This window comes from Mesorhizobium sp. 1B3 (assembly GCF_050958605.1).
GTDB lineage: Bacteria > Pseudomonadota > Alphaproteobacteria > Rhizobiales > Rhizobiaceae.
Window position 1 is genome coordinate 40,142 of the sequence record NZ_JBJHDO010000021.1, and the last position, 25,849, is coordinate 65,990.

Consider the following 25,849-nt stretch of genomic DNA (forward strand, 5'->3'; position numbering starts at 1 on the left):
TCGTCAGTTTTGGAGGCCATCCCCGTGCGCCTCCGCAGAATCATCAATAGGAGACCAGCAACGGCGTATTTTCATGGCCGAAATCAGGCTTTACGCCAAGAAGAGCCCCGGAACGGCGGATAATATTGGCGACGATCGGCGCCGCGTTGAGGCCGGATGTCGCCGCCATGCCGGGCTTTTCCGGCTTCGGCTCGTCGATGACGCTGAGCACGATATATTGCGGATCGTCCATCGGGAACGCGGCGAGGAAGGCGTTGAAACGCTTGTCGGCGGCGTAGCGGCCGTTGACCACCTTCTCGGCCGTGCCGGTCTTGCCGCCGACGCGGTAGCCTGGCACCTCGGCGCGCTTGCCCGAGCCCTTTTCGGCGTTCAACCGATAGAGGTAACGCATGTCCTCGCTGGTCTTTTCCTTGATCACCTGCTCGGCGATCTGGTCCGCCTGGGCCTCGCTGCGCGGCAGGAAGGTCGGTGGGATCAGCTTGCCGCCATTCATGAGCGCCGCGGCCCCCACCGCCGTCTGCAGCGGCGTGGTCGACATGCCGTGGCCGAAGGAGATCGTGATCGAATGGACCTTCTTCCACACTTTCGGCTCGGTCGGCCGCGCCACCTCGGGCAGTTCCGTCTGCAGGCGGTCCAGCAGGCCGATGCGCTTCAGGAATTCGCGATGTCCTTCGATGCCGACCACATCGGCCTCACGCGCCGAGCCGATATTGGAGGAATAGATGAAGACTTCGGGCACGGTGAGCACCCGACCCTTGCCGTGGAAGTCGCGGATCGTCTGGCGGCCGATGGTGATGGGACGGGTCGCGTCGAAGGTGCTGGCCAGCGTCACCTTGCCGGAATCCAGCGCCATGGCGGTCGTGAAACTCTTGATGGTCGAGCCCATCTCGTAGACGCCGGCCGACATGCGGTTCAGCCGGTCCTTCTCATGGGCGTTGTAAGGGTTGTTGGGGTCGTAGTCCGGCAGCGACGCCATGGCGACCACCTCCCCCGTCTTGGCGTTCAACACCACCGCGCCGGCCGCGATCGCGTGGTATTTCTCCATGGCGCGGGCGAGCTCGTCTCGCACGATGTGCTGCACGCGGATGTCGACGGAGAGGCGCACCGGCTCGAGATCGGTGGCGAGGCCGATCGCCTGGAGGTCGGCCAGGCCCTGGCCGTCGATATATTTCTCCAGCCCCGAGATGCCCTGGTTGTCGATATTGGTGAGGCCGAGAATATGCGAAGCCGTCGGGCCGCCGGGATAGAAGCGGCGCTTCTCCGTGCGGAAGCCGATGCCCGGAATGCCGAGCGCCATGATCTCGGCCTGCTGCTTCGGGGTGAGCTGGCGCTTTAGCCAGACGAAACCTGCCCCGCTCTTCAGCTTGTGATAGGTCTGCTCCACCTCGATGTCGGGCAGCACGGTCGACAGCTTCTCGATGACCTCGTCGGCATCGACGATCCGGCGCGGCTCGGCGAAAAGCGAGGACGTCTTGATGTCGGTGGCGAGCACTTCACCGTTGCGATCGACGATGTCCGGCCGGTTGGCGGTGACCCGCGTGCCCGGTCCGTTGCCCTGTTCCGGCTCCAGCACGCCCAGATAGACAAGACGGCCCGCGATCGCGCCATAGAGCGAGAAGAACACGGCCATGGTCATCATCACGCGGGTGCGCGCCCGCCCGCCCGTCGCCTTGCCGGCGCCGTCGACCACGATCGCGGCGGCTTCTTCCTCGGTGCCTCGCTTGCGGCGGAAAAGCTTCATTGAACGATCGCCCCCGTGACGGTGTGGTCCTGCCCGCTATCGGCCATGCCGCCGAGAGGCTGGCTGGAAATATCTTCGATCTCGACCGGCGGCTTCGACGGCAATTCGTCGAGCCCGACGATCTGGTGCGCCTCGACCGGCGCCAAGGCGAGCTCGCCCTGATAAATCTCGGTCAGCCGCTGCAGCCGCGACGGCTGGGTGAGCAGGCTCCAGTCGGCCCTGAGAAGATCGGTCGTGTCTTCCTCGAAGCGGATCTGCTGCTGGAGACGGCGCACCTCCGCCTGCCAGTTCTCGGCCTCGTGCTTGGTCTTGTAGGTGAAGGCCGCGGCCGAAACCATGACGGCGATCAGGACGATGTCGCTGGTGCGGAACATTATCATTCAGCCCTCTCCGTGGACGCTGGGCAATTTCGGCAGGCCGAAATCCATGAGATCCGCCGCCCTGGCGGGTGCGGCCGTGCGCAATGCGGACCGGAGCTTGGCCGAACGCGCGCGCGGATTGGCGGCCACTTCCGCATCGGAAGGACCCACCGGCTTGGCGGCCCGTTCGAAGGTCTGCGGCTCGGCTCGGGTTTCCGGCAGGTAGCGCGAGCCGGCCTGCCGGCTCGAACGATCGGCAATGAAACGCTTGACGATGCGGTCTTCCAGCGAATGGAAGGTGACGACAGCAAGCCGTCCGCCGGGTTTCAGCGCGCGTTCAGCGGCGAGCAGTGCCCGCGCGAGCTCGCCGAGCTCGTCATTGACGAAGATGCGCAGGGCCTGGAACACGCGCGTCGCCGGGTGGATCTTGTCCTTCGGGCTGCGTCCGATGAAGGTCTCGATCGCGTCGGCAAGGTCGAGCGTGCGCATGAAGGGCCGGCTTTGCCGCCGCTTCTCGATCATCCTGGCGATACGGCCGGCATGCCTTTCCTCACCGAGGAAACCGAAGATGCGGGCGAGATCGCCGGCCTTGAAGCGGTTGACCACATCGGCGGCGCTTGGCCCCGACTGCGCCATGCGCATGTCGAGCGGACCGTCGGCCCGGAAGGAGAAGCCGCGCTCGGCCTGGTCGAGCTGCATCGAGGAAACGCCGATATCGAGCACCACGCCGTCGACGAGCTTGACATGCTGGTCGAGTTCGGAGAACGGCGCCTGGACAAGGCGCAGCCGCCCCGCCGACGCCGCCTCCAGCTCGCGGCCGGCCGCGATCGCGTCGGGATCCCGGTCGATGGCGACCACTCCGGCGCCGCGCGCCAGGATCGCTCTGGTATAGCCGCCGGCCCCGAAAGTCCCGTCGACGATCGTCTCGCCTTCCGACGGGGCAAGTGCGGCAAGCACTTCGTCGAGCAAAACAGGAATGTGGCGGGCCGGTCCGCCACCGGCATCGGCGTTCGAGCCGGGACCCGCCATCATTCCGCCCTCTCCGGGCTGCGTGAAGCCACGGCCGCCTGCCGCAGCTTGAGAAGCCGGGCACGAACCTCGGCCCCATGGGCCTGCAGCCGCTCCGGCTCCCAGATCTGGAAGAAATGACCGCGACCGACGAAAGCCACCTCCGTCGTGATCCCGGTGTGGTCGCGCAGGAAATCGCTCACCGTGATCCGGCCATCCTGGTCGAGTTTCAGGAAGCTGCCGTCGCCGTGACAGAAAAAGGACATGTCGTCCGCCGTCTGCAGAAATGGATCCTCCAGCGCGATGCGCGCCTCGTAGCGATCCAAGAGGTCCGGCCCGCCGACATCCAGCGCAGGCACGTCCAGCGCACGCAGGGCGTAGAGGTCCTGATAGCCGCGCTTCTGCAGGACAGCGCGGAAATGCGCCGGCACGGAAACCCGCCCCTTGGCGTCGATCCTGTTCACTGCATTCGACAGAAACCGGTCCATTTTTCGAAACGGCCGCTTCCGCCGCCGCGTCCCTCTCCATCGGACCATCCACGCCGCCGCGGCGCGATCCCTTCAGCCTGCCCCTTCCTTCGTTCCCGTGATGAAACGCGCGATGTCGGGCGGCCGCTGAGGCTGCCCTTCCGGTGAACGCTTCACCCTTTACCGAAACGAATTCCTGGATGGGTTCATGGGATAACATGGGGCTATATGGGCGTCAACGGGAACAAGCTACACGAACGGGCCGCGCACCCTCACTTCGGACGGTTCTTGCGGTAATCGTCATTTATCGGCGATTAACCCTAACAGTTCGTTATCTCGCTCTTCTGCGGGTACGTTCGCGCTTGCCGCTCGCTCTCGGCAGGAATAGCGTCCGGCACCGCGAATCCGTGGAACGAAAGTCAGTCATGTCCGACAGCAATCAGTCGCGCGCCGCACGCCTCGCCCATCTTCGTCGCGAGCAACTCGCCAAGGGCGACCCCGTGCCCCTGCCCTTGACGATGGCATCGATCTTCCACCTCCCGGGCGACCCCGCCGGCTTCAACCAGTATGGCCGCTTCGCCAACCCGACCTGGGATGCGGTCGAGAAACTGCTCGGCCATCTCGAACAGGCGACGGCGGTCGCCTTCCCCTCGGGCATGGCCGCGATATCGGCGGTGTTCTTCGGGCTGCTGAAGAGCGGCGATCGGATCCTGTTGCCGAGCGACGGCTATTACACGACGCGCGTGCTTGCCGACCGTTTCCTGAAACCGCTCGGCATCACGATAGATACACGGCCGACGGCCACCTTTCTGGAGGGCGGCTTCTCCGGCTATCAGCTCGTCTTTGTCGAGACGCCGGCCAATCCGAGTCTCGACATATGCGACCTCCCCGCCGTTTCGGCGATGGCCCATGCGGCGGGCGCGGTCGTGGTGGCGGACAACACGACGATGACGCCTTACGGCCAACGGCCGCTCGATCTCGGTGCCGATGTGGTGGTCGCCGCCGACACCAAGGCGCCGAACGGGCATTCCGACGCGCTGTTCGGACATGTGGCGAGCCGTAGCCCTGAGATCATCGGCGGGGTCATGGACTGGCGCAAGCTGGCCGGCGGGATTCCGGGCCCCTTCGAGGCGTGGCTCGTCCATCGCGGGCTCGAGACGCTCGAGGTGCGTTTCGACCGCATGTGCAGTTCGGCGGAGACCTTGGCCGAACGGCTGGCCGGACACCCGGCGATCGAGGCGATTCGCTTTCCCGGCCTCAATTCCGATCCCTCGCACACGCTGGCCCGCGCGCAGATGGAGCGTTTCGGTTTCATGATCGGAATCACTCTGGCGTCGGAGGCCGCCGCCGAGGACTTCATCAATCGCTGCGCCCTGATCCAGCCGGCCACTTCCTTCGGCGGCGTGCATACGTCGGGCGAGCGCCGCGCCCGCTGGGGCGACGCCGTGCATCCCGGCTTCGTCAGGTTGTCGATCGGCTGCGAACCGGCAGAAGAACTCTGGGCGGCGATGAAGGAGTCGCTGGATCAGTTGGGGTGAGGTGAACGAATTGGTGCGCTGCGATGCCCATTCCCGCTGTCGGGGCACCTTGCCCCAATCGTCATCTACGAACCGGCAAGCCGGACGTGACGAAGCTACTGCGCCATGCCAAGCACCAACGTCTGTGATTAGCGTCCGGCCATGCTGCCGTCGTCATCCTCGGGCCTGAGCCCGAAGGGCGAGGATGACCCGAGGATCCATGCCGTTACGTCGCGGGCGGGCGCCCGACCGGGTAGGAAGACCGACAAGCGCAGAAATCGTCACCGCCGTCCGGATGAAGGCGTAACGGATTGGATACTCGGATCAACCTCGCCCGCTAGCGCGGGCTCGGGTCCGAGTATGACGACTGCGTGGGGCGCCTAAGCCGATCCCCAACATTGGCGAGGCATCGCCCTCTCCACGTGGTCATCCCCGTTCCAGAGAACAAAGAAATTAAGTGCCAGCCGGCCTGTAAGCCGGGTTCTGTATGGCCTCGATGCCTTGCGGCACCGCGACGTGGCGGCCATTCTTCTTGGGCGCATGTTGCCATGCGCCTCACGCAACCCACCCGGATGGCAGGCAGGAAACCGCCTTGAAGGTCGCCCTTCGCGCCATCCCTATTCGGTTTTGCTCCCGGTGGGGTTTGCCGTGCCACAACTGTTGCCAGTCGCGCGGTGGGCTCTTACCCCACCCTTTCACCCTTGCCCCGCCAGTATTTCGGCTCGTCCGCTGCAAGAAATGCACGGCGGATCAGCCGAAAAACAGGCGGGGCGGTTTGCTTTCTGTTGCACTTTCCCTGGGGTTGCCCCCGCCGGATGTTATCCGGCACCGTGTTTCCATGGAGCCCGGACTTTCCTCACCCACTGCCTTTCGGCGATTGCAGGTGCGGCCGCCCAGCCGACTGGCACCCCGTATAAAGGGGCTCCGCCACCAAAATGCAAACGAAAACCAGCGCCGTCCCCAATCCGGCCAGCGACTTCCCGCTGCCTTACAGCCCCGTCGACAGGCGTTTCACCTTGGCGCAGTAGGCCGCCGAAACCGGATTCATCCGCTTGGCGGCATGACCGGCATTGTATTTGAGGATCGTCTGGCAGAGCGCGCCGCCGCCGAGCTTCTGGGCTTTCGCGAGATAAAGCATGCCGTACTTGATGTTGGTCTCTGGATCGAAAAGACCCTTTGTGGAGCCGCTATAACCCATCATGCGCGCCGTGGCGGGCTTGATCTGCATCAGCCCGATCTCGCCGGCCTTGCCACGAGCATTGGCGCGATAATTGCTCTCGACGCGAACGACCGCGTGGGCGAGGGAAAGAGGTATGCCGTAAGACGTCGCGTAGCGGTGGATGATGTCGTGGTAGTCCCCGCCCATAATGGGTCCGGCCTGAGGCTTGGATTTCGGCGCGTCGACCGATTTCTTTAGCCCGGCGAGGTTGCCGAGCGGGAAGCCGACGGTGCTTTTTTCGGCCTTTGATGATTTCTTAGCACTCTTGGTGGAACCTTTTTTAGCCTTGGCGGTTTTCGGTTTGCTGGGCGCCGCCTTCCCTTTGGCGGTGTTCTTTGAACTTTTTTCCGTGCTGGCAGGCGCGGGAGCGGCTTGGGTATGGGCAGCAAACGTCATGAGGCCGGCAGCGAGAGCTGCCGCCACAATGGCAATTTTTCTCATTTCGGATTACGGTCTCTATCTGGACCCGCCGCAGATCAGCGAAGATCAGGCGAGTGGTTGACATCGAGGCCGCCGGACGGTCGACCCTCACTTCCCGGACGACACACAAAATTCCGTCCGGCATGGAATGCCTGTCGCAGCCGAAATGGAATCAAGAATGGCACGCCAAGTCACTTTAAGTGACGGGTCGCAATATTTATCTATCTACGTGGTTTAATTAGATAAAACCTGACGTAACGTCAGACGGTTATTTACGTTAGGGCAGGAAGTGCCGACAACAGCCCGTGCAATGTCTCGATTGTCGAGCGGTCGGCAACCCCATCGATCCTTGCCGGCCGAAAGTGTCGTTGGAACGCTTCGACCACCGTTGCAGTGAGCTGATCGAATTCTCCGGTGATGTCGACCCCGTAGCCATAAAGCGCCAGCATCGACTGCAGCGCCTCCACCGGTTCGCCGCGGTCGCCCGAAGCCAGGAACCGTCCTCCGCCGATCGGCAACGGCTCGATGAGATGACCGACGCCTGCCGCATGAAGGACGGGCCAGGGGAACTTTTCGCCGGGATCGATCTTGCGGCCCGGCGCGACATCCGAATGGGCAAGCACGTGCTCTGGCCGCACGGCATGGCGCTCGGCTATGTCGCGGCACAATGAAATGACGGCTTCGATCTGTGCATCCGGGAAATCGGGATAGCCGAAGGCGTGGCCGGGATTGACGATCTCGATCCCTACCGAACGGGAGTTGATGTCCGACCGGCCGCGCCAGGAACCTTTGCCCGCATGCCATGCACGGTCGCTCTCGCGCACCATCTGGACGACGCGCCCGTCCTCATGGACAAGATAATGCGCCGAAACCTCGCTGACCGGGTCGCACAGCCAGGCCTCGGCGGATTCTCCCGTGAGCATGCCGGTATAATGGAGAAGGATGATATCGGGGGCACGGCAATCGCGCCGGGGCCCGAAATTGGGCGAGACTCTGACCTCGGCCCCGGCATGGTCCGGAAGAAATCCGGTCATACGTGCCTCAACCCCTTTTCTATCAGCTCGTAGGCGGCATTGATGGCGGCGATGCGCGTCGTCGCGATCGCGATGAATTCCTGCGGCAAGCCGCGCGCGATCAATTTGTCCGGGTGGTTTTCGGCCACCAGCTTGCGATAGCGCCGGCGGACTTCGTCGAAGGGTTGCCCTCTCTCGATTCCCAGCACCGTGTAGGGGTCGATCTCGCCGAGGTCGACATGCCGAGCCAGGATCGACTGGTAGCGTTCCTCTCCGATCTCGAATATCTGCGCGATCCGGTGCAGGAACCGCCCTTCCCGTTCGTGCAGGACACCGTCGGCCTTGGCGATGAAGAATAGCCCGTCGAGTATATCGGTGAGAATGGCGCAGTTCGGTCTGCCCGAACCGCAGAGCGCAGCCAGGCGCTCTGCATAGGATTCGAAACCGGCCATATCCGCTTTGGCGAGATCGAAGAGCCTCGCCACGTTGCGCGCCTCTTCCCGTGGAATGCTGAAGATCTGCTGGAAGGCGCGAACCTCGTCCTGCGTCACGATTCCGTCGGCCTTCGCCATCTTCGCCGACAGCGCGATCATCGCCACGGAGAACGCCACCCTGCGGCGCAGCTCCGGATCCCCTGAAAACAACGTACGCACGGCCTCGACCACATCCGTGACGCCCGATCGCGTGGAGGATGAGATGCGTGTTACGAATTCCCCGAGGCGGATCCAAATCGACATGGCCGCTTCTTAAGGTCTAACGCTGGAAATGGCGAGGCGGTTTTGCGCCGCAAGGACACGCCGTGCCCGCACAGCTTGGGGGGCAGGACGGCGGGCGAAGCAAGGAGCGGCAGACCTGCGGCCGGCCGCCCCTGCGAGATCGAGGCGTAGACTACTCGATGCCAAGAGCCTGTCTGGCGGCGGCCTCGGCCTGATCGCCGATCTGCTTGATCATCTCTTCGCTCTGGCCTGCGCTCTTCGCAGCCGCTTCCGCATTGGTCCGCGCGGCCGAGATCGTCTGCTGCTTCTGCTCGTCGGTCATCGAGGCGGTGGCATCCTTGAGTGCCTTCTGCGCGTCCTGGATCGCCTGGTTCGCATCGGGTGCCGGGCTGGTGGTCTGGCTGCTCGTCGTCGAGGCCGGCGCGGTCTGGTCCTGGGCAGGCTGGGCCGGCTGCTCGGCCGCGGCCGGGGTACTTTCGCTCTTCTGCTCACCTTCGCCGCAGGCAGCGAGTGCCAACAGGGAAATTCCTGCCAGCGAAGCGACAATCAATTTCGTCATAATGTCCTCGTTCAATTTGCCGTAGCCCGCCTCGTTTCGGGCTACATCGGCCAATTGAGGCAAAGTTGCGTCCGAGGATCAAACTATCCACCGGTTGTAACGCGCGTCCCCGGGCGAAGCGCACACGGTGAAAAAAGAGAGGAGCGCCGTGCAAATGGACACGGCGCTCCTCGCGCAAAACAAGCCGACTCGTCCCGAGCAAGACGGACGGAGAACAACTCCGCCCGCCGGCCGTTGCTCTCAGTCAGCCGATTACTCGGCCGGAGCGGACGGTTGTGTCGGAGCAGGCGTCGCCTGCGGTGCCGGCTCGGTTGTGGTCGCCGGTGGATTGGCCGGCTGTTCAGCCGGCGGCGTCGTGCTCTGCGTCGTCGTATTATCGGTCCCGCTGTCGCTACAGGCTGCTATGCTGAGCAGCGCGAGAGCGGAAAACGAGGCAAGGACAATCTTCTTCATGATATTTCTCTCCTTCACAATCGACACCCGGGGGCGAGGCAGTCAGCTGATGAATGCCGTTGCGCGCGAGAGGTTGCGTCACTTACGCTAACCAAAATTAACATTCTGTCAGAAGGACTTGCGGCAATCGGGTGGCGCAGCGGCGCCAATCGAAGGGAATGCGCCGGAATGGAAGGAGTTCCAGTGGCCACGGGAAAATGGGATTTTTGGATCGATCGCGGCGGAACCTTCACCGACATCATCGGCAGGGATCCGCAGGGTTTCCTGCATGCGCGCAAACTGCTTTCCGAGAATCCGGAAGCTTATCGCGACGCGGCAATCCAGGGCGTTCGCGACCTGCTCGGAATCGCGTCCGGCGCGCCCATACCTCCCGCCCTGCTTGGCGACATCAAGATGGGCACGACCGTCGCCACCAACGCGCTCCTCGAGCGCAAGGGTGATCGGGTCCTGCTGCTGGTCACGAGGGGGTTCCGCGATGCGTTGCGAATTGCCTATCAGGCTCGCCCCGACATCTTCGCCAAGGAGATCGTCTTGCCCGAGCAGCTCTACGAGCGGGTGATCGAGGTCGACGAACGGATTCGTGCGGACGGGTGCGTCGAACGGCTCCTCGACATCGCCGCGATCGAGCCTGCTGTCCTCAAGGCAAAGGCCGACGGCATAGATGCCGTCGCGATCGTCTTCATGCATTCCTGGAAATATCCCGAGCACGAACAGGCGGTGGCGAAGATGTGCCGTGCCATCGGCTTCGGCCAAGTGTCCGTCAGCCATGAAGTCTCGCCGCTGATCAAGCTGGTCGGCCGGGGCGACACGACCGTGGTCGATGCCTATCTGTCGCCGATTCTTTCCCGTTATGTGCATCAGGTCGCAGGCGAGCTCGGTGTCCTTTCATCCGCCGCGACGGAGAACGACGCCCGGCTGATGTTCATGATGTCGTCGGGTGGCCTCACCGCCGCCGACCTCTTCCAGGGCAAGGACGCGCTTCTGTCCGGTCCGGCCGGCGGGGTTGTCGGCATGGTCGAAACAGCCAGGCTTGCCGGGTTCGAAAAGGTGATCGGCTTCGATATGGGCGGCACATCCACCGACGTCGCCCATTACGACGGCGAATACGAGCGAGCCTTCGACACCGAGGTTGCCGGCGTGCGGGTGCGCGCCCCGATGATGCGGATCCACACGGTCGCCGCCGGGGGCGGCTCGATCCTGCATTTCGACGCCGGACGCTTCCGCGTCGGCCCGGATTCGGCGGGAGCCCACCCCGGCCCGGCCGGTTATCGCCGCGGCGGCCCTCTGGCCGTCACCGATGCCAACATCATGCTGGGCAAGCTTCAGCCCGATCTCTTTCCTGCGATCTTCGGACCGGATCAGGACGAACATCTCGACGCCGAGACCGTACGGGGAAAATTCGAGCAGCTCGCCGCCGAAATATCCGACGGCCGCAGCCCGGAAGCAGTCGCCGCAGGGTTCATCACCGTCGCCGTCGAGAACATGGCGAACGCCATCAAGAAAATCTCGGTTCAGCGCGGTTACGACGTCACCGAATATCTGCTGAACTGCTTCGGGGGCGCCGGTGGCCAGCATGCCTGCCTCGTCGCCGACGCGCTCGGCATCGAAGCCGTGCTCATTCATCCCTTTTCCGGCCTGCTTTCGGCCTACGGTATCGGTCTGGCATCGGTCTTCGCCTCGCGCCAGCAGGCGGCGCTGCTGCCGCTTTCGAACACCTCGCTTGCCGCTGTCCAGGACCTGATCGAAAGCCTTCGGCGGGATGTGTTCAGGGAACTCGAAGGCCAGGGCATCGCGACCGCCGATATTTCCTGGCGGCCGATCCTCCACATCCGCTACGACGGCACCGACACCGCGCTGCCCGTCGATTTCACCGCCGGCGACATCGAGCAGGCGCAAGCCGCCTTCGAGAACGCCCACAAGGCGCAGTTCGGATTCATCTATGGCGACAAGCCCATGGTGATCGAGGCGATCGGCGTGGAAGGCGTCGACCGCAGCAAACGGGGCCGCGATGAACGCGCCCTTCCCCTGTCGACGCAGGCCCCCCGCGCGGCGGAAACGAGGCGGCTCTACTGCGACGGGGCCTGGCGCGACGCAACAATCCATCATCGGGAGAAACTCCAGCCGGGCCACAAGATTTCGGGTCCCGCGCTCATTATAGAAGCGCATCAGACGATCGTCGTCGAACTGGGATGGCAGGCAGAGGTCACGGCCCGGGATCATGTCCTGATGCGGCGGATCGAAAGGAAACGCCGCCTGGCGGCGCTGGGCACGGATGCGGATCCGGTCATGCTCGAGGTCTTCAACAATCTCTTCATGTCGATCGCCGAGCAGATGGGGGTGACGCTTCAGAACACAGCCTATTCCGTCAACATCAAGGAACGCCTGGATTTTTCCTGCGCGGTTTTCGATCGAAGCGGTGCGCTCGTCGCCAATGCTCCACACATGCCGGTCCATCTCGGCTCCATGGATCGCTCCGTCGAAACGATCATTCGCCTCAACCAGGGCCAGATCCGTCCGGGCGACGTCTTCGCGATCAACGCGCCCTATAATGGCGGCACCCACCTGCCCGACATCACCGTGGTGACCCCGGTATTCGATGATGACGGCACCGACATTCTCTTCTACGTGGCCTCGCGCGGCCACCATGCCGACATCGGCGGCACCGCGCCCGGCTCGATGACGCCGCTAGCCACGACCGTCGACGAAGAGGGCGTGCTCTTCGATAATTTCCGCCTCGTCGAAGGTGGGCATTTCCGAGAGACGGACCTTCGACGGCTGCTGACCGACCACCCCTACCCCGCACGCAACCCGCAGCAAAACATCGCCGACCTGAAGGCCCAGATCGCCGCCAACGAGAAAGGCGTGGCCGAACTGGGCAAGATGGTGGCGCATTTCGGCCTCGACGTGGTCGAGGCCTATATGGGCCATGTCCAGGACAATGCCGCCGAAAGTGTGCGGCGCATCCTCGACCGCCTGCCGGACAGCTCGAGCTGCGAATACCCGACCGACACCGGCCAGATGATCAAGGTCCGGATCACCGTCGACCGGAAGAGACGCGAAGCGACCGTCGACTTCACCGGCACCTCGCGCGTGATGAAGAACAATTTCAATGCTCCCGAACCGGTCACGCGAGCGGCCGTGCTTTATGCGTTCCGTGTGATGGTCGAGGACCGGATTCCGATGAATGCCGGTTGCCTGAGGCCGATCAACATCGTCATTCCCGAGGGATGCATGCTGAAGCCGGCCTACCCCGCAGCCGTCGTGGCCGGCAATGTCGAGACCTCGCAGCACGTGACGAACGCCCTCTTCGCGGCGATGGGCGCGCTTGCCAACGCGCAGGGCACCATGAACAACCTGACATTCGGCAACGAGCGGTACCAGTATTACGAGACGATCTGCTCGGGCTCTCCGGCCGGGCGCATGAACGACGGACGCGGTTTTGCCGGCACCTCCGGCGTCCACACCCATATGACCAATTCGCGGCTGACCGATCCCGAGATCCTCGAACTGCGTTTCCCCGTGCTGCTGGAGGATTTCCACATCCGCGAGGGATCGGGCGGCAAGGGCCGCTGGCCGGCCGGTGACGGAACGCGCCGCACCATCCGTTTCCTCGAGTGCATGGAATGCGCCATCCTTTCCTCCCATCGCTCGCATCCGCCGCGCGGACTGGACGGCGGAGGCGACGGTCAGGTTGGCTCCACGCAAGTGCGCCGGTTGGACGGCTCGGTCGAGACTTTGAAAGCATGCGATCAGACCCGGCTCGAAGCTGGCGAAGCCGTCATCGTAACGACGCCGGCCGCAGGAGGGTTCGGCGCTCCCTAGCTTGGCGCCACCGGCCTGTCACGCGTCTGTCATCACGTCACGGTACCCGCTTGTTCCAGCACAACGGGAATCGTTTCCATGACAGAACTGTCGGGGGAAATCGGGCTGCTCCGCAGGAACCGCCGCCTTGGCACCGCCATCTACCACAACAGAGCCCTGTCCAAGGATGGCCTTTCGGAGCGGCTCTTCGCCTGGCTCTTTTCCGGTCTCGTCTACCCGCAGATCTGGGAAGATCCGGATATCGACGTGGAAGCCATGGCCCTTGCGGAGGGTCACCGAATCGTCACCATTGCCTCGGGCGGTTGCAACGTGCTGGCCTATCTGACCCGCTCGCCTGCATCGATCGATGCCGTCGACCTCAACACTGCTCATGTCGCTCTCAACAGGATGAAGCTCGCCGCCGTCAGGCACCTGCCCTCGCACCGCGACGTTTTCCGCTTCTTCGGCGAGGCCGGCCATCCCGTGAACTCCGCAGCCTACGACCGCTTCATCGCGCCCCATCTCGACGAGCCGACCCGCGCCTATTGGGAGCGTCGCAACTGGCGGGGCAAGCGCCGCATCGCCGTCTTCGAGAAGAATTTCTACCAGACGGGGCTGCTCGGCCTCTTCATCGCGCTAGGCCATCGGGTCGCCCGGCTGCACGGCGTCGATCCTGCGGAAATCATGAAATCGCAGTCTCTCGACGACCAGCGCCGGTTCTACCGGGAAAAGCTGGCGCCGATCTTCGGCAAGTTCCTGCTGCGGCGGGCGACCGCGCTCAAGGCATCGCTTTTCGGGCTCGGCATCCCGCCTGCGCAATATGACTCACTGATCACCGCCGGCGACGGCACGATGGCCAGCGTTCTTTCGGCCAGGCTTGAAAAACTCGCTTGCCATTTCCCGCTCAACGACAATTATTTCGCCTGGCAGGCTTTCGCCCGTCGCTACCCCAAGCCGGACGAAGCATCGCTGCCTGCCTATCTCGATGCGCGCCATCATGCGGTCATCAAAGGCAATATCGAACGCGTCGCCGTCCATAACGTCAACTTCACGGAGTTGCTTGCCCGCAAGGATGCAGGCTCCGTCGACCGTTATGTCCTGCTCGACGCCCAGGACTGGATGAGCGACAGCCAGCTCAACGCCTTGTGGACGGAGATCACCCGCACCGCGGCACCAGGCGCCCGGGTGATCTTCCGCACGGCGGCGGAGCCGAGCCTGTTGCCTGGCCGCCTGTCCCCGAGCATCCTCTCCCGGTGGGTCTACGAGGAGGAACTGTCGCGCAACCTTACTATGCGCGACCGCTCCGCCATTTATGGCGGCTTCCACCTGTACGTACTGGGAAGCTGATGAGCGCGCTCGAAAGTTCGGCCCACGCATCGCTGATGAATGGCGTCTATCGCTACCAGCGCCATATCTACGATCTCACGCGTAAATATTATCTTCTGGGCCGGGATCGCATGATCGCCTTCATCGAGCCGGCCAGCGGCGCCGTCCTCGAACTCGGCTGCGGAACCGGTCGCAATATCGTGCTCGCCGCGAGGCGCTATCCCGAAGCCCGCTTCTTTGGCCTGGACATTTCGTCAGCCATGCTGGACACCGCCGCCTTCGCCATAACGAGGGAAGGGATCGCATCGCGCGTGAAACTGGCGCAAGGCGACGCCACCAGCTTCGACTTGGGTGAGTTGTTCGGATCTCGCGCCGTCGATCGTGTCTTCATCTCCTATTCCCTGTCGATGATCCCGCAGTGGGAAGATACCATTGCGGCGGCGCTCACCGCGATCAAGCCGGGTGGCTCGCTGCACATCGTCGATTTCGGGCCGCAGGAGCATCTACCCCGCTGGTTCAAGCGGGTCTTGCGGGCGTGGCTTGCGAGCTTCCATGTCTCGCCACGGGATTCACTGCGTGAGGTTCTTGAATCGACTTGCCAGCATCGCGGCGCAAGCCTTTCGTTCGAAACGCTTTACCGCGGCTATGCGGTCCACGCCGTGGTCACCCTGCCGACAACCTGATACGAGGAACGATTGCCCGTTTGGACACGCGAATAACTGCCTCAACATTTTGTTGCCGCGCCCTACGAGACCCGTTGAAAGCGATTCGATTGATCTCAGACCGGCAGAATCAGTCGAGTGCCTTGACCAGCGCCGAAACGAGGGCCTGCGACCTGTAGCCCAACTTGGACGGCGTCAGGCCGAGCCGGACCACGACCAGCTGTCTTGAGGGAATGATGGCGATCGACTGCCCGTCATGGCCGAGAAACCAGTAGGTATCGTCGGGTAAATCGAAGCCCTCGTCCGGCTCCTGTCCCGCGGGCGCCCCTGCATCGGAGCCGTGGAGCCAGACCTGGCCGCGGCCATATTCCCCGTTGGACGCAGGAACCGGTTCGCGCATCCAGGAAACGAAGCCGGGCGGCAGGATTTCCCGCCCCATCCATACGCCGTCCTGGAGCATCAGCAATCCGAATCGCGCCCAGTCGCGCGCCGTCGCGTAGAGATAGGACGAACCGACGAAAGTGCCCCGGGCATCCGTCTCCAGCACGGCGCTGGTCATGCCGATCGGATCGAACAGCGCTTGTCTCGGCCACACGAGCGCCGCAGCGGGATCCCCCAGTGAGGCCTGCCAGATTCTGGAGAGAATGTTCGTGGTGCCGCTGGAATAGCTCCACACCTCGCCGATCTCGCTGGTCAGCGGCTTGGACGCCGCGAAGCCCGCCATGTCGGGCTCGAGATAGAGCATGCGGGTGACGTCGGTCACGTCGCCATAATCCTCGTTGAACTCGAGCCCGCTCGACATGGCCATCAAGTCGGAGAGACTGATCGCTGCGCGCCCGTCCCCGTTCCACTCCCCCACCAGATCCTTCTGATCGATGGAGAGCTTGCCTGCCTTGACCAGCGTGCCGATGATGGCCGCCGTTACCGATTTGGTCATGGACCAGCCCAGCAGCGGCGTTTTCGCGGAGAACCCTGCGCCGTAGCGCTCCCCGATGATGCGACCGGCATGGACGACCACCACGCCGCGCATGCCCGGCCCCGTCATGGCCGGATCGTCGAGGATCTTCATGACAGCAGGATCCTGCGACGGCTCGACGGTCTCACCGTCGGGCCAGATCCCGGCGGTTGGCTCCGCCGGCGCCGCCGCCTTGGGCAGGGGTGCCACTGCGGCGAGGTTGCCGTCTGGCACTTCGGAGCAGCCATAGCCGTCGCGAGCCACTGCCGTGCCCTCGCCGAACAGGCCGAGCAGGCTCGCCGTCACGACTTTGGCGTCCTCGTCCACCGAGACCCTCATGAACTTGAGCAAGGGATGGCCGGGCGCCTGCACGTCGAGTTCCAGCACCTCCGGCGCGTCGCGGCCGACGATGAAGACGTTGGAGCAGACGATCTTTGCCGAATAACCGGCCCCAACCTGGAACAAGGCTGGCGGCCTGAGATAGAGCCAACCGGCCGCGCCGATGGCGGCGACCAGAAGCAGGGCAAACAGCCATCTGAAAAGTCTGAAGGCGACGCGCATCACATTCTCTCCGTACGCTTCGCAATCTCGCCATGGTTTTGCCGCGATTTTTCGGGCAAGTTCGGGCTTCTGTCGAGGGTGATCAACCGAAAATCAACCTTAGTGGTTGATGAAGAGGGGAATGTCGGAGCCGCAGCCTGGGGAGCGGACCGTCCCACCGCAATGAAATCTGACCGATCGGCACGAAGTGCATGCCGGCGGCCGATGCCAGGGGGAAATGCGATGCGCCGTCTCGCTGCCTTGTTGTCTCTCAGCGTGCTCGCCGCCTGCACCTCGATCGACGATCTCGCTCCCAAGACGGAACTTTCAACCACCTCCACGGCTTCGATGGTGGCAGTGCGCGCTCCGCGCTTCAGCGACAACGACCCGCAAGACTGGAGGGGCCGCACGCCCTGGCATTATGAAGTCCACGGTACGGACGTCTCCAAATATCAGCCGTCGGTCGACTGGGACCGGGCAAAGAGCAGCGGCATCTCCTTCGCATTCATCAAGGCTACCGAGGGAGGCGACAGGCTCGACGACAAGTTTGCCGATCATTGGAACGGCACCAAGCTGGCCGGTATCCCCCGGGCCGCCTATCATTTCTATTATTTCTGCCGGCCTGCCACGGAGCAGGCGGCGTGGTTTATCCGCAACGTGCCGCGTGAAGCAGCGGCCCTGCCGCCCGTGCTCGACATGGAGTGGAACCCGCATTCGCCGACCTGCAAGCTCCGACCCGACCCGGAGACCGTACGCAAGGAAATGCGCACCTTCCTCTCGATCGTCGAGAAGCACTATGGCAAGAAGCCGATCATCTACACTTCCATCGACTTCTTCGAGGATAACGGCCTCGCGAGCTTCCGCGGTTACCCCTACTGGCTGCGCTCGGTCGCCGGCCATCCGACGCAAAGATACGGCGAGCACCCCTTCACCTTCTGGCAGTACACCGGCACCGGGGTGGTCCCCGGCATCAAGGGCAATTCGGACATCAACGTCTTCAACGGCAACGTCGGCACCTGGAAGAAGTGGCTGAGGGCCAACACGCATTAGCGGGTTGCCGTTCATACATTCGTGATCGTCGCAGGGCACGATTTCCTGCAAAGGCTTTATTGCAACCGCACAGCTTTGTGATAGGCGCTGCCGCAATGATGCGCTTTTGCCCGTTTTTGGCCATGCCGGTCGGGCAGGGAGCAGCAAATCGGTCGATCGCGAATTTGGAGAAGAGCAGATGGTCCTGCGGAAGAAGCTGTTTGCGGCGCTTGTCGCCCTTTGCGCGGCCGGCCCCGCCTTGGCGCAGGAGTGCGGCAACGACTTCGAGGTGTGGCGCCGCGGGGTGGTCGACGAGGCACGCCAGGCCGGCGTCGGCGAGAAGGGTCTTTCGGCCCTCGCCAACGCCTCGGTCGACCCAGAGGTGCTGAAGCGTGACCGGGCGCAAGGCGTCTTCTCGCAGACATTCATCGAATTCTCCGGCCGCATGATCAACGACTACCGGCTGAAGAACGGCGCTGCGAACCTGAAAAAACATGCCGACGTGTTTGAGCGGGCCGACAAGGAGTTCGGCGTGCAGGGGCCGGTGATCGCCGCCTTCTGGGCTCTGGAAACGGACTTCGGTGCGGTGCAGGGCAACTTCAACTCACTCAACGCGCTGGTGACGCTCGCCAGCGACTGCCGCCGCCCGGAGATATTCCGCCCCCAGCTTGTCCCGCTTCTCACGCTGATCGACCGGGGAGTGCTGCCGGCGGATGTGAAAGGCGCTTGGGCTGGTGAGGTAGGCCAGACCCAGCTCCTGCCCTCCGACTATCTTGCGCGCGGCGTCGATGGAGACGGCGACGGCATCGTCGATCTGCGCAACAGCGTGCCGGACGTCATCATGAGCACCGCGAGCAAGCTCCAGTCGCGCGGCTGGAAGCGGGACGAACCGTGGCTCCAGGAAGTCCGGGTGCCCGAGGAAATGCCCTGGGAAGAGACCGGCCGGACCAACAAGCTGCCTCTCGCGCAATGGGCGGGTTGGGGCGTGACCAACCGGGACGGCAGCCCGCTCGCCGACAACGGCCTGAAGGCCGGTCTGGTGCTGCCGATGGGCCGCAAGGGTCCCGCCTTCCTGGCCTACGACAATTACGACATCTACCTGCAGTGGAACCAGTCCGCGACCTATACGCTGACCGCTGCGCACCTGGCTTCCCGGCTGGCCGGCGACCCCGCCTTCGACCGGCGCAACCCGGAGGAAGGACTGGGGCTTGAAGGCATGAAGGTGCTGCAGCGCAAGCTCGTCGAGAAAGGTTACGATGTCGGCAAGGTCGACGGCATATTGGGCGTCAACACGCGCGAGGCCGTGCGCCAGGAACAGAAGCGCCTCGGCTTCCCAGTCGACGGCTGGCCGACACCGGCATTGCTGGCGAACATCTGAGCGAATAGCGAAGGAGGAACGGGACCGCGCTCCCAGGCGCAAGTCGCTTTCTTACCCTATTCGCTATTCGCCTACTCTGCCGCCATCGTTTCCAGGCTGGCGAAGCCTTGGGGCACGTCACCTTCTTCGAAGGGCGTGGTAATTTCGATGAAGGTATCGGGGTAGAAGCCGTTGAAACGGGTCCGAAGCGACAGCGAATAGGCCCCGATATGGCCGATCTCGATCCAGTCGCCGGTGTCCACCGTCTCGGGCAACCAGAACGGACGTGACAGGATATCGACGGAGTCGCAGGTCGCGCCGCAGACCTTGAACGGCACGATGTTGTTCTCATTGCCGTTGCGCGACCGGATCGCCGGATCAGGGATGAAGCGGGCGGGCAGCGTGATCTTGCCGGTCCAGCTGTCCGACAAGGACGCCCAGATGCCGTCATTGATGTAGAGGCGGCGCCCTTTTCTCAAGAGCACGCGGACGATCAATGAAAAGGCTCGCGCCACCACGACCCGTCCCGGCTCGGCGACGAGCGGAATGCCTTCGAACTGATACTCTTTCAGGTCGGCGCGCAACCGCGACATGATCTCTTCGAGCGACGGCATTTCCCGGTGCCGCCGGTTCGGATCATGCCCGTATTCGGCCGGGAATCCGCCACCGACATCCAGCCCTGCCAGTTTGAAGCTGATGCGGTTGCGGACCCAGTCTGCCGATGCGAGCGCACGTTCATAGGTGTCGGGATCCTGGATCTGGCTGCCGACATGAAAGCACAGGCCGACCTTGTGGCCGGCCCTGTTGAGGCGCTCCGCCAGTTCGACCGCGTAGGCAGGTCCGGCACCGAACTTCTTCGACAGTTCGTAGGCGGCCGAGCCCTTGGTCTGGATGCGGACGAAGACCGTCAGCGCGCCTGGATCGAGGTCGAGCGCACGCACCACTCGGCTGAGCTTCGTCACCTCGTCCTCGTGATCGACGGCGATGACGCGAACACCGTATTTCTCCAGCGCCAGCCGGATATCCGACTGCGCCTTCACGGGATGCATGTAAAGCATCTCGGCATCGGCCGAGACGGCTCGCACGGCGGCGAACTCGCCGGGCGATGCCACGTCGAAAGCGGTGACACCGGCCTCGACCAGCGTCCTCAAGACCAGTTCCTCGCCATTGGTCTTGACCGCATAGGCGGTCTTGCCGGGGAACATGGCCATGAAATTCCGGGCGTCGGCCTTCAGAACCTCCGGCCGAAAGCCATAGACGGGCTCGTCCGGACGGAGGGCGAGCGCGGCTTCCCGTGCATTTTCGAATCTCTGCATCGGCTATCCTCGCTAGAGCGCCGCATCCAATCGGACGCGCAAAGAATGCCCTTCCGTTGTGTCCTCGCATCGTGCTTTGCGAAAATCGCTTCCGATGTTCGAACCGATGGGCAGGCGCTGATAGATAGAGCAAGCGATCCGCCAAGGAAACGATTTCCGTTCCGGCATTCTGGCGGCGGATACGTCGGACAACGACGGAAATCGGGTGGTCACGAGCCCGCAGCCGGTCTACAGCTCACCGATACTTCGGGGGGGAAAACTCGCATGTCTGTGCTTCCCACGGCGCGGCCCGATGCCAACGGCATGTCGTTCAAGAATTGGGCAATGTTGATCCTGCTCGGCGCCGTCTGGGGCGGCTCCTTCTTCTTCGCCCGCATCGCCGTTGCCGAGATACAGCCACTCACGCTGGTTCTCTTCCGCGTCGCCCTCGCAGCTGCCGCATTGCACGTCTATCTCGCGATAACAGGCGTTTCACTCCGCAGCGCCCTGCCCTTGGCCGGCGGCTTCGTCCTTCTCGCGACGCTCAACAACGTCATCCCCTTCTCGCTGATCTTTGCCGGCCAGACACAGCTCGGCGCGGGACTTGCCTCGGTGCTCAACGCGACCACGCCGTTCTGGACCGCCTTGTTGGCCAACATGCTGACCGAGGACGAGAGGCTCACCTGGAACAAGATCGCCGGCATCCTGCTCGGCATGGCCGGCACGGCGCTGATGATCGGACCCGGCGTCGTCGCCGGACTGGGTGGACCAGTCTGGGCCAAGCTCGCCCTGATCGCCGCGGCCGTGTCCTATGCATTCGCGCTGATGGTGGCCAAGCGCCTCAGGGGCGTGGCCCCTGCCGTCCTCGCGACCGCGCAGTTGACGGCCTCCACCATCATCATGGTGCCGATCGTTCTGGCTGTGAACGGCACGCAAGGACTGTTCTCGGCCAGTGCGCCGGTATGGGTCGCGGTGGCCGCCCTGGCGCTGGTTTCCACTGCCTTCGCCTATATCCTGTACTTCAGGCTTGTCACCGACGCAGGGGCGACCAACGCCTCGCTCGTAACTTTGATCGTACCCGCCAGCGCCATTCTGCTAGGCGCCGGCTTCTTGGGCGAACGTCTCGAATCGTTCGAACTGGCGGGGATGGCCCTGATCGGTCTCGGCCTGGTTACGATCGACGGCAGGATGCTGCGGAGGCACAACGCGCCGTCTTTGGAATAAAATTTCTCCGCAGCCCCGAAATCGCCGTTTTTGCGTGAGAAAACAACGGCCATAGGCCGCAATGAGGACGGAATTTTCACAATCCTGCCGCATTGCAGCACATTTTGCGCTTGCCTGTTGCACAAAGTCCCCTAAATTCGCCCGGTACTCTGTAGAGGAGGATTTGGCATGGGACTGACACGGCCAATCAATGCGCTGATGATTTGTGCTGCGTTCGCTTTTATCGGAGCCCTGATAATGGGCGTTCTGCCGTAAGACCCTCTTCAATCTCAGGACAACCATTTTCAGAAGGCCGGATTGAAATCCGGCCTTCTCGCATTTTGGAACTTTCTCTTTCGACCATAGCTCGAACCGAGGCGCACTCGGCGAAAAGCCGCTTTGGCGATACCACGACCATCACCGAAGAAGCATAGAGCGGGAAGCTGTTCCCCGCCGGCTGCTCGTCTAGTCTATTCTGCCCGGCCTTTTCGAGACCTGCGGCGCCGGTGCCAAACATATGCGCCGAAGGCCGCTGCCGCAGGTATCCCCACGCCAGCGACCGGTCCCGGGGCCGCTCGCGCGATCTTCTTTGCCTGTCCTGGCGGCATGTCCGGTTTGGCTGCAAAACTCGGACCAGACATCAGGAGCACCATCGCACTTGCGGCAAGCAGGTGTTTGACCGGTACCATCGAGGTCTCCAATAGCTTGTGCTGTGGATACCCCTCCCCTTTGCTACACCATAGACCTCGGCGGCGGCAAAACTGAGTGAACAAAAGGCGTAACCGCCTCACCAATCGGGCGAGTATGTAGAGTTCGGGTCAAAAAAACCCGGCCCGGATTGGTGCTGCCGAGCCGGCAATTGAGGCGAACCACCAGGGTTGGGGGGTGGGTTCGGCGGCTCGCTGTCCAATCGTCCGTCTTTCCATTAGCGCTGTCAAATATAAAGCTTCACAGCCGGGACCAAAAACTCGGCGCTCAATTGAATTCGAACCTTTGGTTGGGAGCGGTACGACGAAGTGCCTCCAACCATTGCACTGGCCCCGGGACAGTATGGGTCATGGCCGATATTCGCTTCATCCTCAGCGTGGATGCAGAGATGATGAGGGCTTTGGACAAGCTTGGAGTGGAAGCCGGTATCGATTCCCGGAGGAAGGCTGCCCCCCCGAAAAAGAGGACGATCGCGCCTAAACTAAAACTAGGTTGCGCGAATTTAGATTCGCGCAACCTGCCTTAGTCTGTTGCTTCTTGTATGACGTTTACCCAAAACCGCTACACAGTTTTGTGCGACATGCATTAGCCTTCGCGCATCTTGGAACTCAGGCGGCGGCCGAAGTCGTGTTTTTTTCCGCCAGATCGCCGCGAATGCCGATCATGTGGCAGATCGCGAAGGCGAGGTCCGCCCGGTTCATCGTATAGAAGTGGAAGTCGTTGACCCCCCGTTCGACGAGATCCAGTACCTGCTCGGCCGCAACCGCGGCCGCGACGAGCGCGTGGGTCTGCGGGTCCTTGGCCAGTCCGTCGAAACGTTCGGCAAGCCAGTCCGGCACATGCGCGCCGGCGCGTGACGAAAAATTCTTGACCTGCGCGAAATTATGCACGGGCAGGATGCCCGGCACGATCGGGATGTATATGCCGGCACGCCGCACGCGCTCGACGAAACGTTCATAAAGATCGTTGTCGAAGAAGAACTGGGTTATGGCGCGCGTCGCGCCATTGTCCACCTTGCGCTTCAGCATCTCAATGTCGGTGGCGAAATCCGGGCTTTCAGGATGCTTCTCCGGATAGGCGGAAACGGAGATGTCATGGTTGCCGACCCGTTTCAACGCGCCGACCAGCTCGGCTCCGTTGGCATAGCCGCCCGGATAAGGTTGATAGGCCGTGCCGACACCGGCCGAAGGATCGCCGCGCAAGGCGACGAACCGCGTGACACCCATCGAGACGAACTCGCCGATCACCGCGTCTACGGCCTCCCTGTTCGCATCGACGCATGTCAGATGGGCCGCCGGCATCAATTGGGTCTCGTTGAGGATGCGCCGGACGGTCTTCAACGTGCGCTCGCGCGTCGAGCCTCCAGCGCCGTAGGTCACCGATACGAAATGCGGCTTCAGCGGCGCCAGACGGGTCACCGTCTCCCAAAGCCGGGCTTCCATCTCGTCCGACTTCGGCGGAAAGAACTCGAACGACACCCGTATCTTGTCGCCGATATCGGGGCGTCGGGAGAAACGGAACTGGTTCATCAAACGGTTTCCTTTTCCGGCAAGGCGTTGGCGGCGGGATCGGCAATCAGCATGCGGCGGTCGCGGCCGAGCCAGAGCTTCACTGTCAGCTTGGCCTCCGCGCCGCCCCGCGGCTCGAAATCCTGGCTCTCCTCGAGGTCGAGCCCAGCTTCCTCGAACCATTCGGCGATTTGCCGGTCGGAGAAGCCGAGGCGCTGATGCGCGTGCTCGTCGCGCAGGAATTCCAGCCCGTGCGGCGCGAAGTCGACGATGACGAGCCGCCCACCCGGCCGCAGGAGCTTGGCCGCCTCGCGGATCGCCTGCTGCGGGTCGTCGAGATAATGCAGTACCTGATGGATCGTCACGAGGTCGAACGCATCGCGCTCGACCGGCGGCGCATAGATGTCGCCGTGGCGGACCTGGGCGTTGGCAACGCCAGCCCTGTCGAGATTGGCGCGCGCGACGGCCAGCATCTCGCGCGACATGTCGATGCCAACGCCGCGCCGGTAAAGCGGCGAGAAAAGCTCCAACAACCGGCCTGTGCCCGTACCGAGGTCGAGCATGGCCTGGAAGGGCCGCCTGCCGACTACCTTCTTGAGAGCAGCCTCTACCGCTCCGTCCGGCACGTGCAGCGAGCGTATCTCGTCCCAGCTCGCCGCATTGGCGCTGAAATATTCCGCTGCCCGCTCCTGCCGACGCCGCTTGACCAGCGCGAGGCGCTCGAAATCCCTGGCGACCTGCGGGTCTCTGTCATCGATGCGCGACACGACGCCGTTGACGAACTCCCGCGCTGCGTCCGCGTCGGAAAGTCGGAAAAACGCCCAGGACCCCTCCTGGTAGCGGCCGATCAGCCCCGCATCGAGCAGCAGCTTCAGATGGCGCGAGACACGGGGCTGCGACTGATTGAGAATGTCGGTGAGATCCGAGACTGTGAGATCGCCGCGCGAAAGAAGGGCCAGGATCCGCAACCGACTGGATTCGGCAGCGGCCTTCAATGTATCAACCATAGTGTCGAGCGTGACGTGCCGTCCTGGTGCCATGCCGAACTCCAAAAAGATATAAAGATATCTTTATGTGAGACTCGCACTTTTGGCAATATGCCGATGTCGTTTACGGACAAGAAAATGACGCGTGTCAATGAGGAACCGATGTTCGCACCTCGCGAGGGCGAAGTCCGGCTGCGAGTGGATCCGGCCGGCCTCCCCGGCGACAGCCACGTCGTTTTCATCGGCCACGTACGCTCGCCCTGGACGAGCCGGGAGGACTGCCCCAAGAACATGGGGGCTGCGCGCGCCACGGGAAAGGCGGCAGCGGTCCAGATCGACGAAGCCTATCGGCCCGGCCTCGAAGGACTGGGACGCGCCAGTCACGTCGTCGTCCTTTCATGGCTCGAACACGCGCCGCGGGACTTGATCGTCCAGAAGCCTCGCCATGCCGCCGGCGCGAGCGGCGTCTTCGCCTTGCGCTCTCCTGCCCGCCCCAACCCGATCGGTCTGCATGTAGCGCGCCTGGTTTCGATCGACATTGCCTCGGGTGTCCTCGAGCTCGATGCGATCGACGCGCTGGACGGCACGCCTGTGATCGACCTGAAGCCCTATCTGCCGTCGGTCGACGCGCTGACAGATGCCACGCATCTCAAGGCCGGCTTATGAGCGCACCCACCAACCGCAGGCGCGCCATAGACAAGGCGATCACCGCCCTCCTCCCCATGGCGCCCTATGCCGACACGGAAAAGATCCGCGGCGATGCCGGCGCAGCGCATATGAAAACGCTGCCGGCGTCGATCGCTGTGTGGCTCGCGGCCATCGCCCATATCCGGCATGCCCATACCGACTACGAGAGCCTGCTTGCCGAGGGTTATGACAGGGACTCCGCGCGCTTCTTCGTCGTCGACCAGATCAACGACTGGCTGACGCGCTGGCGCGCGACCCGGCTGCTCGACCCCGACGATGATGCCTGACAAGTTCGGGTGAAGATTGAACGCCTGCAAGCA

Annotated in this window: 22 protein-coding genes and 1 other RNA gene; 9 read left to right on the plus strand and 14 right to left on the minus strand. The window is 63.2% G+C overall.

The genetic code is table 11. The features are described from left to right. Window positions 1-43: 43 nt before the first annotated feature. Genes ACCO56_RS31795 through mraZ form a run of 4 tightly spaced genes read right to left on the minus strand, consistent with a single transcriptional unit; the run spans window position 44 to window position 3,596 of the window. Window positions 44-1,741: a peptidoglycan D,D-transpeptidase FtsI family protein gene (locus ACCO56_RS31795; RefSeq protein ID WP_433644977.1), complete on the minus strand. Its 1,698-nt coding sequence runs from the start codon at window positions 1,739-1,741 to the stop codon at window positions 44-46. Further along, the gene (ftsL, locus tag ACCO56_RS31800) at window positions 1,738-2,115 is read right to left on the minus strand and encodes a cell division protein FtsL (protein ID WP_433644999.1); all 378 of its coding nucleotides are present in this window, start codon (window positions 2,113-2,115) and stop codon (window positions 1,738-1,740) included. Before ftsL ends, ACCO56_RS31795 begins: the two co-directional genes overlap by 4 nt. A gap of 6 nt (window positions 2,116-2,121) precedes the next feature. Further along, window positions 2,122-3,132 carry a 16S rRNA (cytosine(1402)-N(4))-methyltransferase RsmH gene (gene rsmH, locus ACCO56_RS31805; RefSeq protein ID WP_433644978.1) on the minus strand — a complete coding sequence of 337 codons (1,011 nt, stop codon included), beginning with the start codon at window positions 3,130-3,132 and terminating at the stop codon, window positions 2,122-2,124. Continuing rightward, window positions 3,129-3,596 carry a division/cell wall cluster transcriptional repressor MraZ gene (gene mraZ / locus ACCO56_RS31810; RefSeq protein WP_433644979.1) on the minus strand — a complete coding sequence of 156 codons (468 nt, stop codon included), beginning with the start codon at window positions 3,594-3,596 and terminating at the stop codon, window positions 3,129-3,131. Before mraZ ends, rsmH begins: the two co-directional genes overlap by 4 nt. A gap of 404 nt (window positions 3,597-4,000) precedes the next feature. Here mraZ and ACCO56_RS31815 point away from each other — a divergent pair, with 404 nt between their 5' ends. Then, window positions 4,001-5,113 (plus strand): cystathionine gamma-lyase, encoded by a 1,113-nt coding sequence (locus tag ACCO56_RS31815; protein ID WP_433644980.1) that lies wholly within the window; start codon window positions 4,001-4,003, stop codon window positions 5,111-5,113. Between the two features lie 435 nt (window positions 5,114-5,548). Here ACCO56_RS31815 and rnpB read toward each other — a convergent pair. The 6 genes from rnpB to ACCO56_RS31845 all read right to left on the minus strand — a co-directional run bounded on the left by rnpB (window position 5,549) and on the right by ACCO56_RS31845 (window position 9,472). Beyond that, window positions 5,549-5,997, minus strand: an RNA gene (gene rnpB, locus ACCO56_RS31820) — RNase P RNA component class A. Window positions 5,998-6,080: 83 nt separating this feature from the next. Continuing rightward, window positions 6,081-6,752: a lytic transglycosylase domain-containing protein gene (locus tag ACCO56_RS31825; RefSeq protein ID WP_433644981.1), complete on the minus strand. Its 672-nt coding sequence runs from the start codon at window positions 6,750-6,752 to the stop codon at window positions 6,081-6,083. 251 nt (window positions 6,753-7,003) lie between these two features. After that, window positions 7,004-7,765 (minus strand): N-acetylmuramoyl-L-alanine amidase, encoded by a 762-nt coding sequence (locus tag ACCO56_RS31830; RefSeq protein WP_433644982.1) that lies wholly within the window; start codon window positions 7,763-7,765, stop codon window positions 7,004-7,006. Next, complete coding sequence (locus tag ACCO56_RS31835) at window positions 7,762-8,481, minus strand: TerB family tellurite resistance protein (RefSeq protein WP_433644983.1); 720 nt, start codon at window positions 8,479-8,481, stop codon at window positions 7,762-7,764. The genes ACCO56_RS31830 and ACCO56_RS31835 overlap by 4 nt, the downstream gene beginning before the upstream one ends. Window positions 8,482-8,632: 151 nt before the next feature. Beyond that, a complete protein-coding gene (locus tag ACCO56_RS31840) occupies window positions 8,633-9,019 on the minus strand; it encodes a hypothetical protein (protein ID WP_433644984.1) in 387 nt (128 codons plus the stop codon). 252 nt (window positions 9,020-9,271) lie between these two features. Next, on the minus strand, window positions 9,272-9,472 hold the full coding sequence (locus ACCO56_RS31845) for a hypothetical protein (RefSeq protein WP_433644985.1): 201 nt from the start codon (window positions 9,470-9,472) through the stop codon (window positions 9,272-9,274). Window positions 9,473-9,655: 183 nt separating this feature from the next. Here ACCO56_RS31845 and ACCO56_RS31850 point away from each other — a divergent pair, with 183 nt between their 5' ends. From ACCO56_RS31850 to ACCO56_RS31860, 3 genes are all read left to right on the plus strand, one after another. After that, window positions 9,656-13,294 carry a hydantoinase B/oxoprolinase family protein gene (locus ACCO56_RS31850; RefSeq protein ID WP_433644986.1) on the plus strand — a complete coding sequence of 1,213 codons (3,639 nt, stop codon included), beginning with the start codon at window positions 9,656-9,658 and terminating at the stop codon, window positions 13,292-13,294. Between the two features lie 78 nt (window positions 13,295-13,372). Further along, window positions 13,373-14,620: a DUF3419 family protein gene (locus ACCO56_RS31855; RefSeq protein ID WP_433644987.1), complete on the plus strand. Its 1,248-nt coding sequence runs from the start codon at window positions 13,373-13,375 to the stop codon at window positions 14,618-14,620. Next, on the plus strand, window positions 14,620-15,282 hold the full coding sequence (locus tag ACCO56_RS31860) for a class I SAM-dependent methyltransferase (protein ID WP_433644988.1): 663 nt from the start codon (window positions 14,620-14,622) through the stop codon (window positions 15,280-15,282). The genes ACCO56_RS31855 and ACCO56_RS31860 overlap by 1 nt, the downstream gene beginning before the upstream one ends. A gap of 109 nt (window positions 15,283-15,391) precedes the next feature. Here ACCO56_RS31860 and ACCO56_RS31865 read toward each other — a convergent pair whose 3' ends face one another. Continuing rightward, complete coding sequence (locus tag ACCO56_RS31865) at window positions 15,392-16,777, minus strand: serine hydrolase domain-containing protein (RefSeq protein ID WP_433644989.1); 1,386 nt, start codon at window positions 16,775-16,777, stop codon at window positions 15,392-15,394. Window positions 16,778-16,999: 222 nt separating this feature from the next. Between ACCO56_RS31865 and ACCO56_RS31870 the strand changes: the two genes are divergently transcribed. Both ACCO56_RS31870 and ACCO56_RS31875 read left to right on the plus strand, forming a co-directional pair. Further along, the gene (locus ACCO56_RS31870; RefSeq protein WP_433644990.1) at window positions 17,000-17,806 is read left to right on the plus strand and encodes a glycoside hydrolase family 25 protein; all 807 of its coding nucleotides are present in this window, start codon (window positions 17,000-17,002) and stop codon (window positions 17,804-17,806) included. A gap of 178 nt (window positions 17,807-17,984) precedes the next feature. Beyond that, window positions 17,985-19,163 carry a lytic murein transglycosylase gene (locus tag ACCO56_RS31875; protein WP_433644991.1) on the plus strand — a complete coding sequence of 393 codons (1,179 nt, stop codon included), beginning with the start codon at window positions 17,985-17,987 and terminating at the stop codon, window positions 19,161-19,163. Window positions 19,164-19,234: 71 nt separating this feature from the next. On the opposite strand, the gene ACCO56_RS31880 is transcribed toward ACCO56_RS31875, so the two are convergent. Then, complete coding sequence (locus ACCO56_RS31880; protein ID WP_433644992.1) at window positions 19,235-20,458, minus strand: alanine racemase; 1,224 nt, start codon at window positions 20,456-20,458, stop codon at window positions 19,235-19,237. Between the two features lie 264 nt (window positions 20,459-20,722). On the opposite strand from ACCO56_RS31880, the gene ACCO56_RS31885 reads away from it, so the two are divergent. Next, a complete protein-coding gene (locus tag ACCO56_RS31885; RefSeq protein WP_433644993.1) occupies window positions 20,723-21,661 on the plus strand; it encodes a DMT family transporter in 939 nt (312 codons plus the stop codon). A gap of 1,295 nt (window positions 21,662-22,956) precedes the next feature. Here the strand turns inward: ACCO56_RS31885 and metF are convergent. Further along, on the minus strand, window positions 22,957-23,877 hold the full coding sequence (metF, locus tag ACCO56_RS31890) for a methylenetetrahydrofolate reductase [NAD(P)H] (RefSeq protein WP_433644994.1): 921 nt from the start codon (window positions 23,875-23,877) through the stop codon (window positions 22,957-22,959). Next, window positions 23,877-24,896 (minus strand): ArsR/SmtB family transcription factor, encoded by a 1,020-nt coding sequence (locus tag ACCO56_RS31895; RefSeq protein WP_433644995.1) that lies wholly within the window; start codon window positions 24,894-24,896, stop codon window positions 23,877-23,879. The genes metF and ACCO56_RS31895 overlap by 1 nt, the downstream gene beginning before the upstream one ends. Window positions 24,897-24,980: 84 nt before the next feature. Between ACCO56_RS31895 and tsaA the strand changes: the two genes are divergently transcribed. Beyond that, window positions 24,981-25,508 carry a tRNA (N6-threonylcarbamoyladenosine(37)-N6)-methyltransferase TrmO gene (gene tsaA / locus ACCO56_RS31900; protein ID WP_433644996.1) on the plus strand — a complete coding sequence of 176 codons (528 nt, stop codon included), beginning with the start codon at window positions 24,981-24,983 and terminating at the stop codon, window positions 25,506-25,508. Continuing rightward, window positions 25,505-25,816: a DUF2293 domain-containing protein gene (locus ACCO56_RS31905; RefSeq protein WP_433644997.1), complete on the plus strand. Its 312-nt coding sequence runs from the start codon at window positions 25,505-25,507 to the stop codon at window positions 25,814-25,816. The genes tsaA and ACCO56_RS31905 overlap by 4 nt, the downstream gene beginning before the upstream one ends. Window positions 25,817-25,849 lie beyond the last annotated feature (33 nt).